The sequence below is a fragment of the Halomonas sp. A11-A genome (assembly GCF_003182195.1).
In the GTDB taxonomy this organism is placed as follows: Bacteria; Pseudomonadota; Gammaproteobacteria; order Pseudomonadales; family Halomonadaceae; genus Halomonas; species Halomonas alkalicola.
The window spans coordinates 35,345-43,467 of sequence record NZ_QGTM01000024.1 but is presented as its reverse complement, the minus strand read 5'-3'; the positions used below and the strand labels follow the sequence as shown (position 1 = coordinate 43,467).

Sequence of the window (8,123 nt, the reverse complement as noted above, 5' to 3'; positions counted from 1 at the left end):
ATGACCTGCCTCCCTCAATAGTGGCTCTGTGTTGTTGCCCTACCTCAACATAACCCACGACGTTGAGGTGGGGCAGGTCAATCCATGATGTCTACGACATGCTCGGCGAGGCGGCGCGCACCCGCAGCGACGCGGCCAAGTACTTCAACGACTATGCCCGCGCCATCGAGCGGGTGGGCAAGACCAGCAAGGCGCTCTCCGCGAAGACCCCGGCGCCCTCGGTCTCCATCAAGCTCTCGGCCCTGCACCCCCGCTACGAGTTCGGGCGCCGCGACCAGGTCCTCGAGGAGCTGGTGGCCAGCTTGCGCGAGTTGGTGACCCTGGCCCGGGAGCGCGAGGTGGCGGTGACCATCGACGCCGAGGAGGTCGACCGACTGGAGATCTCCCTGGAGGTGTTCCGTGCGGTCTACGAGAGCGATATCGGCAGGGGCTGGGGGCACTTCGGGCTGGTGGTGCAGGCCTACTCCAAGCGCGCCCTGCCGGTGCTGCACTATCTCAACCGGCTGGCCGACCAGCAGGGTGACGAGATCCCCCTGCGCCTGGTCAAGGGCGCCTACTGGGACAGCGAGATCAAGGAGTCCCAGCAGCTCGGGGTCGACGGCTACCCGGTCTACACCCGCAAGGCCAGCACCGACGTGGCCTACCTGGTGTGCGCGCGCTTCCTGCTCTCGGACGCCACCCGCGGGCGCATCTTCCCGCAGTTCGCCACCCATAACGCCCACACCATCAGCGCCATTCTCGAACAGGCAAACGAGGCCTCGCGCCCCTTCGAGTTCCAGCGCCTGCACGGCATGGGCGAGGCGCTCTACGACGCGGCCCTGACCCGCGCGCCCAAGGGCACCTACTGCCGCATCTATGCGCCCGTGGGTGCCCACAAGGACCTGCTCCCCTACCTGGTACGGCGGCTGCTCGAGAACGGCGCCAACTCGTCGTTCGTGCACCAGCTGGTGGACCCCGACGTGCCGGTGGCGTCGCTCTGCGTGCACCCGGCCGAGACCCTGCGCCAGTACCAGACCTACGCCAACCCGCGCATTCCCCTGCCGCGTGACATCTTCGGCCCCGGCCGCCCCAACTCCCGCGGCGTGAACCTCAACGTGCGCAGCCAGTACCAGCCGCTGATGGACGAGATGGCCGCCAGCATGGAGAAGGAGCACCGGGTCGGGCCGCTGCTGGCCTTCGAGGTGGCCGATGACCCGGCCAGCCAGCACGCGGTCGCAAGCCCCTACGACCGCCGCAAGCGGGTCGGGATTGTGCAGTGGACCAGCGCCGAGCAGGCCGCCCGCGCCGTGGATGCCGCCTGGGCTGCCTTCCCGCGCTGGGAGAGCACCCCGGTGGCCGAGCGCGCCGCCATCGTCCGCCGCCTCGGCGACCTGATGGAGGCCCATATGGCCGAGCTGATGACGCTCTGCTCCCGGGAGGGGGGCAAGCTGCTCACCGATGGCGTCGACGAGATCAAGGAGGCAGTGGACTTCTGCCGCTACTACGCCATGAAAGCGGAGGAGCTGTTCGGCCAGCCCATCGCCCTGCCCGGCCCCACCGGCGAATCCAACCAGCTGATGCTCGCCGGCAAGGGCGTCTTTGCGGCGATCAGCCCCTGGAACTTCCCGGTGGCGATCTTCTGCGGCCAGGTGGTGGCCGCCGCCGTGGCCGGCAACACCGTGCTGGCCAAGCCCGCCGAGCAGACCTCCATCGTCGCCCACCGGGTGATCGAGCTGCTTTACGAGGCCGGCATGCCCCGCGACGTGGTCCAGCTGCTGCCCGGCGATGGGCCCACCGTGGGCAGCGTGCTGACCAGCGATCCGCGCATCACCGGCGTGGTCTTCACCGGCGGCACCGATACGGCACAGATCATCAACCGCGCCCTGGCCGCCCGCGAGGGAGCCGCCCTGCCCACCCTGATCGCCGAGACCGGCGGCATGAACGCCATGATCGTCGACTCCACCGCCCTGCCGGAGCAGGTGGTCGCCGATGTCATCCAGTCCGCCTTCCAGAGCGCCGGCCAGCGCTGCTCGGCGCTGCGCGTGCTCTACCTCCAGGAGGACGTGGCCGACCGGGTCATCACGATCCTCGAGGGCGCCATGGCCGAGCTGCGCGTGGCCGACCCCCGCGACCTGGGCACCGACGTCGGCCCAGTGATCGACGAGGACGCTCGCCGCGGCCTCGGGGCCCATATCGAGAGGCTCAAGGCCGAGGGACGCCTGGTCGCCGAGACCCGCCTCGACCCGCGGCTCACCGGCGACGGCACCTTCGTCGCCCCGGTGGCCTTCGAGATCGACGGCATCGAGGCGCTGGAGCGGGAACAGTTCGGCCCGATACTGCACATTGTGCGCTACCGGGCCAGCGAGATCGACCGGGTGATCGAGTCGATCAACGGGCGGGGTTATGGACTGACCTTCGGCGTTCATAGCCGCAATGAGTCCTTCGCTGATGAAATAGCGCAGAAGATTCGCGTTGGCAATGTGTACGTCAACCGCAATATCATCGGCGCCGTCGTGGGCGTTCAGCCCTTCGGCGGCCAGGGCCTCTCCGGGACCGGACCCAAGGCCGGCGGGCCGCACTACCTGCTGCGCTTCGCCACGGAAAAGACGGTGACCGTCAACACCGCCGCGCTGGGCGGCAACGCGTCACTGCTTGCGCTGGGAGACGAATGATCGGCAGCAGCCTGCCGTCATCAACAACAAGACGGCGCCCGAGTGACGACTCACGCGAGGGCGCTCACCGGACGGAGTCCGCTCCGTCCCAACGAACTGGAGAACTTCTATGGCCATTGGTGTCTGGATCAGCCTGATTGGTTACTTCGTGCTCATGATCGCCATCGGCGTCTATGCCATGCAGAGAGCCACCTCTTCCTCGGAAGACTACATGCTGGGGGGGCGCGCCCTCAGTCCCAAGGTGGCGGCACTGTCGGCCGGCGCCTCGGACATGAGCGGCTGGCTGCTGCTGGGCTTGCCCGGCGCGCTCTTCATCTCTGGCCTGGGCTCTGCCTGGATCGGTATCGGCCTGCTGGTGGGCGCCTTCCTCAACTGGACGCTGGTCGCACCTCGCCTGCGGGAACAGACGGTCCACTATGGTAATGCCATTACCATTCCGGCCTTTCTGGCCAACCGCTTCCCGACCCGGGCACTCGCCCTGCGCACGGTCTCTGCCGTCGTCATCGTCGTCTTCTTCGCGGTCTATACGGCATCTGGCCTGGTGGCGGGCGGCAAGCTGTTCGAGAGCGCCTTCTCCGGCATTTACAACTTCGGCGGAATGAGCGATTACGCCATGGGCGTCGTGATCACCCTGGGCGTGGTGCTGGCCTATACGGTCGTCGGCGGCTTCCTGGCCGTGAGCCTGACCGACTTCGTTCAGGGCTGCATCATGATGCTGGCCCTGGTGCTCATGCCGGCGGTGGTGCTCTTCGGGGAAGGCGGCGGCGGCTTCGCCCAGGCCTCCGAGACCCTCAACGCCGTTGACCCGACGCTGCTCTCCTGGACGGCAGGGCTGACCTTCGTCGGCTGGCTCTCCGCGGTGGCCTGGGGCCTCGGCTACTTCGGCCAGCCCCATATCATCGTGCGCTTCATGGCGATCCGCTCCCTGAAGGATGTGCCCATTGCCCGCAACATCGGCATGAGCTGGATGGCAATCTCCCTGATCGGCGCCGTCTCCCTGGGCATCTTCGGCCGGGCCTACGCGATCCGCAACGGGATGGACGTTCAGGACCCTGAAACCATCTTCATCATCCTGGCCAACCTGCTGTTCCACCCGCTGATCACCGGCTTCCTCTATGCGGCCCTTCTCGCGGCCATCATGAGCACCATCTCCAGCCAGCTGCTGGTCTCCTCCTCGTCGCTGACCGAAGACTTCTACCGTCTCTTCCTGCGCAAGGAAGCCAGCGAGAAGGAGAGTGTCGCCATAGGTCGCCTCTGCGTGGTGATCGTCGGCGTGGTGGCCGCCATCATTGCCTCCGACGAGGACTCTCAGGTTCTGGGGCTGGTCAGCAACGCCTGGGCTGGCTTCGGGGCGGCGTTCGGACCGCTGATCATCATGTCGCTGATGTGGCCGCGCACCAACGGCGCTGGCGCCATCGCTGGCATGGTCGTGGGCGCCGTCACCGTGATGCTCTGGATCACGCTTGGCTGGAACGCCGAATTCATGGGTGGCCCCGGCGTGTACGAGATCATTCCCGGCTTCATTGCCTCCCTCGTCGCCATCATCGCGGTGAGCAGCATGACGGCCGACGCCGGTGAGTATCGGCATATCGATCGTGACAGCCGGGCATCGTGACCCGAGCAGGGTAGAGAAAGAGCTCCTTCGGGAGCTCTTTTTATTGGTGAGGGCACCCGGTAGCAGGCTCTCTTCGCATCAGCCTCCCAGCAGTGCGCGACCCAGCAGCAGGCCGGCAAACAGCCCCAGTGCCACCAGGCTCCAGGGCGGCGTCGCCAGCCGGCGCTGCCAGCGGCGCTCAGGGGAGAGGCCCAGCGGGCGCACAAAGGCCGCGCCCAGGGCCCAGATGCCCAGCAGCACCGCCGGCAGGCGCATCCCCAGGGGCAACCCCTGGATCAGCGCCGGCTCCAGCAGCAGCCACACCGCCAGAAATGCCGCGACCAGCAGCGAAATTTCGGGCTCCCACCTCGCGCGACTCAGGCGCTGGGCAATCCGCATGGGTCTTCCCCCTGGCTTCTCCTTGTCCTCCCTCAAGTCAAGACGATTTCCGCCCGGAGCGCGAACCGTCGATTCCGCAGCGCGAAAAATCTTGTACAGCAAGGCCCGCGCCTGTGCCCCGCCGCCACCGCCGAAATCTCCCGTGATGCCGACCATCAGGGTCTATCACGGCCATCCAAAATCTTTACAAGACTTCTACCAAATGTTTTTCTATAGTCAGAATGTACAAGAAAAACCCCTCGGGCCTGTGACGCCCATGATCGATGCGAGGATACCCTGATGAACAAGCACTTCCTTCTCACTGCCGCCCTGCTCTCCGCCGGGGGCCTCGTCGCCAGCCAGGCGGCCCTGGCCTACCAGGCGGGCGATATCTTTGTGCGCGGCGGCTACGCAAAGACAGACACGCGTTCAGACAACGGCCAGGCCGCCGAGTTAGACTTGGGGGTTAGCAGTGCCAGCGGCTTTACCTATGGTCTCGGCTATCTCTTCACCGACAAACTGGGGATAGAACTGAACAGCTCCGAAAAGTTCGAGCACGACCTGACTCTCGGCGGCGGTGAGTTCGGCAGCGTCGATCGGATGCCGATCAATCTTCTGGTCAACTACTACCCGCTGGGCGGCATGGACTCCCGCGTGCAGCCCTACGTGGGCGCCGGCCTCAACTACACCCGCTTCTCCGGCGAGCCGGAGGGCGTGGATGCCCGTCGCAGCTATGGCGCCGTAGGGCAGGTAGGGGTGGATCTCGCCATCACCGAGAACCTGATGCTCAACGGCTTCGCCAACTACGCCGACGTGGACTCGCGTATCTCCGTAGACGGCGAGCGCCTCGGCACCGCCAAGGTGGATCCCATGACCATCGGCGGCGGCGTGACCCTGCGCTTCTGATGCCGCACATGGCATGATGATTGCGGTAACCAAGGACGCCGCCGGGCCCAGCCCGGCGGCGTCTTTTTGTGTCTCTCACCCTTGTGCATCGCAGCACCACTTGACCGGCGTCAAGAAAGCTCCGAGGCGGCTTGATTAAAATTGCCTTAACCCCGACAGGCCAGCAAGGGCCTGTGCGGCATTGCTGAAACCGGAACGTCAAGGAGTCGCCCCATGCGCAAGCACTTCCCCACCCTGCTCGCCGCCGGCCTGGCCGCCGCCGCCTTTACCACCAGCACCCAGGCCCTGGCCTACGGCGCGGGCGACTTCTTTACCCGCCTGGGCGTCGCCAAGGTAGCGCCCAAGAGTGATAACGGTAACCTCGATACGGCTCTTGGCAACCTGGCGGTAGATGTCCAGGATGACACCAACTTCGCCTTTACCCTGGGCTATCGCTTCCACGATAACGTCGGCGTCGAGCTGCTGGCCGCCCTGCCCTTCGAGCATGACATCAACCTGGACGGCCAGAACCTGGCTTCTACCAAGCACCTGCCCCCGACCCTGACCGTGCAGTACTACCCCCTGGGCGGCACCGCGGCCCTGGTGCAGCCCTATGTCGGCGTAGGCATCAACTACACCCGCTTCTCCAGCGAGAAGCTTGATATTGATGGCATCGACCTCGACCTCTCCAGCTCCTGGGGCGCCGCCGGCCAGGTGGGCGTGGACGTCCTGATTGACGACAACTGGGCGCTCAACGCCGCCGCCTGGTATATCGATATCGAAACCGACGCCAGCCTCAACGGCACTGAGGTAGGCACCGTAAAGATCGATCCCTGGGTCATCATGGGCGGTATCAGCTACCGCTTCTGATCCTCGCGCCACCCGCGCGAAACGCAGGAGGCCCGCCAATGGCGGGCCTCCTGCGCTGGTGGGGAAGCATGTCGGGCCCTGTTCAGCCCTCGGTGACCAGCCGGTCGATGCGCGCCACGGCCTCGGCGATCATCTGCCGCTCGCTGGCGCGCGCCCCGGACTCGGCCAGCCAGGCCTCCACCGCCGGGGCCACCTCGCACTTCGCCGGCATCGGCGCACGGGCCTCCACCAGCGCCTCCAGGCGCACGATAAAGACGAAGCGCAGCCACTGGGACAGTGACATGGTGTCGGCACAGAAGGGCTCGATGCTGGCAAAGGCCGCGGGCTCCGGGGGCTCCATGCGCCACTGCCCGGTGGCCCGCATGGTGGCCTCCAGCTCGCGCAGGGCGGCCGCCAGCTCCTGATGAACGCTCATGGGAAATACCTCGGTCATGTGTGCTCGCCATTATCCTTATGATCCCCCTCCCCTGGCTACCCCACAGGGTTGTCCACACCCGGCACCTCTTCCGGGACGGCCTGAGCACAGTTCACAGTTTTCCTGAACGGGGCTGTGGATAATCTCTGGAAAGGCGACGCGGAGCCACGGCTCATGGGGGCTGGCAGAGATCGATCAAGAATTGACCAGGGCCCTGTCTCCCGCTGCGCTCGGCTGCTGACAGCGGCAGGCCGCCAAGGTAGAGTGCACGGTTCGACGACGGGAGAGAGCATGCAGCCCATCAACACCTTACATGACTTCTTCGTGCGCAGCGGCGCCGCGGTACGGCTCTACCATCTGGGCAGACGCGTCGAGCCCTGCGAGATGGCGACCCTGGCGGCCTTCGAGGCGGGCGAGCAGGCCTGGCCGGCCCCCTGGCAGGGCCAGGCGCGTCTCGGCCTGGTGTTCCGCCTGGGTGACATGCCCGAGCCGGTCATCTGGTTCCTCGCCCTGCCCCTGGACGAACAGGGCCAGCTGGTGCCGGCGCCCCGCGACGCCTTCCTGCAGCGCCTGCTGGAGACCCTGGGGCGCAGCGTGCAAAGCGTCGGGCGCGAGGACGGCGAGGCGGTGGACAACCTGATGAAGGACAACCCGCTGGCCTTCACTCCCTCGCTGCCCTTCCAGGCCCTGCTGCATGCCCGCGCCAGCCTCGACCTGGACCTGCCGGCCAGCCAGCACCTGGAGCCGGTGGAGGCCTACCTGAGCGGCCAGCAGGCCATCGACTGGCAGGCCCTGGGCCTGCAGGGGCTGGCGGACTTCGTCGTGCGCATGGACGCCGATGAGCAGGCCCGGCTGGCCACCCGGCTGCCCGAGCTGCCCCACGAAGTGCTCACCTCGCTGTGCTACTGTCTGGAACATGTGGCCATCGGGGTTGGCCTTGTCCGGGCACTGCGCAACCGCGGTGAGGCGGCGGCCCGGGCCGGCGACATCGAAGTATTCTCCGCCTGCGTGCGCGCCGTGGCCGGCGCCGAGGGCGAGCTGGCCGGGGCCTGGTACGACGAGCTGCTGGCCGATGACGACGCCTGCGGCCCCGACCTGCTGGCGGCCATGGCCGGGCGCGGCTGGCGCCACCTGGAGGATGCTGAGCGGCTGCCCAACTTTCTCGGACGGCTGGCCGCCTGCGAGGCCGCCGACTTCATGAGCGTGGCCCGCGACCTCGCGCTGGTGCCGCGGCTGCGGCTGCCGGTGCTGATGACCCTGCGCGAGGCCGCCCCGGAGAGCCCGATCGGCCGCCGGCTGGCCGCCCTGACCCGCTGACAGGCCTGCAAGG

General features: G+C 67.0%; 6 protein-coding genes and 1 pseudogene. 5 read left to right on the top strand and 2 right to left on the bottom strand.

The window, feature by feature from the left end:
- Window positions 1-92: 92 nt before the first annotated feature.
- Both putA and putP read left to right on the top strand, forming a co-directional pair.
- Window positions 93-2,651 (top strand): annotated as a pseudogene (putA, locus tag DER72_RS13355) (bifunctional proline dehydrogenase/L-glutamate gamma-semialdehyde dehydrogenase PutA); the annotation flags it as partial.
- 109 nt (window positions 2,652-2,760) lie between these two features.
- Window positions 2,761-4,266, top strand: a complete 1,506-nt coding sequence (putP, locus tag DER72_RS13350; RefSeq protein WP_110070481.1) for a sodium/proline symporter PutP — start codon at window positions 2,761-2,763, stop codon at window positions 4,264-4,266.
- A 78-nt stretch (window positions 4,267-4,344) separates the two neighbouring features.
- Here putP and DER72_RS13345 read toward each other — a convergent pair whose 3' ends face one another.
- Window positions 4,345-4,644, bottom strand: coding sequence for a cyd operon YbgE family protein (locus DER72_RS13345; protein WP_181395674.1), 300 nt, complete (start codon window positions 4,642-4,644; stop codon window positions 4,345-4,347).
- 279 nt (window positions 4,645-4,923) lie between these two features.
- Here DER72_RS13345 and DER72_RS13340 point away from each other — a divergent pair, with 279 nt between their 5' ends.
- On the top strand, window positions 4,924-5,529 hold the full coding sequence (locus tag DER72_RS13340; RefSeq protein WP_110070479.1) for an OmpW family protein: 606 nt from the start codon (window positions 4,924-4,926) through the stop codon (window positions 5,527-5,529).
- Window positions 5,530-5,742: 213 nt separating this feature from the next.
- Window positions 5,743-6,378 (top strand): OmpW family protein, encoded by a 636-nt coding sequence (locus DER72_RS13335; protein WP_110070478.1) that lies wholly within the window; start codon window positions 5,743-5,745, stop codon window positions 6,376-6,378.
- Between the two features lie 82 nt (window positions 6,379-6,460).
- On the opposite strand, the gene DER72_RS13330 is transcribed toward DER72_RS13335, so the two are convergent.
- A complete protein-coding gene (locus DER72_RS13330; RefSeq protein ID WP_309064167.1) occupies window positions 6,461-6,811 on the bottom strand; it encodes a YqcC family protein in 351 nt (116 codons plus the stop codon).
- 273 nt (window positions 6,812-7,084) lie between these two features.
- On the opposite strand from DER72_RS13330, the gene DER72_RS13325 reads away from it, so the two are divergent.
- Window positions 7,085-8,110 carry a DUF3549 family protein gene (locus DER72_RS13325; protein WP_110070477.1) on the top strand — a complete coding sequence of 342 codons (1,026 nt, stop codon included), beginning with the start codon at window positions 7,085-7,087 and terminating at the stop codon, window positions 8,108-8,110.
- Window positions 8,111-8,123 lie beyond the last annotated feature (13 nt).

What these genes read in the sequence shown, in the direction of transcription:
- putP (WP_110070481.1), top strand. Translation starts at nt 2,761, where the DNA reads ATGGCCATTGGTGTCTGGATCAGCCTGATTGGTTACTTCGTGCTCATG.
- DER72_RS13345 (WP_181395674.1), bottom strand. Translation starts at nt 4,644, where the DNA reads ATGCGGATTGCCCAGCGCCTGAGTCGCGCGAGGTGGGAGCCCGAAATT.
- DER72_RS13340 (WP_110070479.1), top strand. Translation starts at nt 4,924, where the DNA reads ATGAACAAGCACTTCCTTCTCACTGCCGCCCTGCTCTCCGCCGGGGGC.
- DER72_RS13335 (WP_110070478.1), top strand. Translation starts at nt 5,743, where the DNA reads ATGCGCAAGCACTTCCCCACCCTGCTCGCCGCCGGCCTGGCCGCCGCC.
- DER72_RS13330 (WP_309064167.1), bottom strand. Translation starts at nt 6,811, where the DNA reads ATGACCGAGGTATTTCCCATGAGCGTTCATCAGGAGCTGGCGGCCGCC.
- DER72_RS13325 (WP_110070477.1), top strand. Translation starts at nt 7,085, where the DNA reads ATGCAGCCCATCAACACCTTACATGACTTCTTCGTGCGCAGCGGCGCC.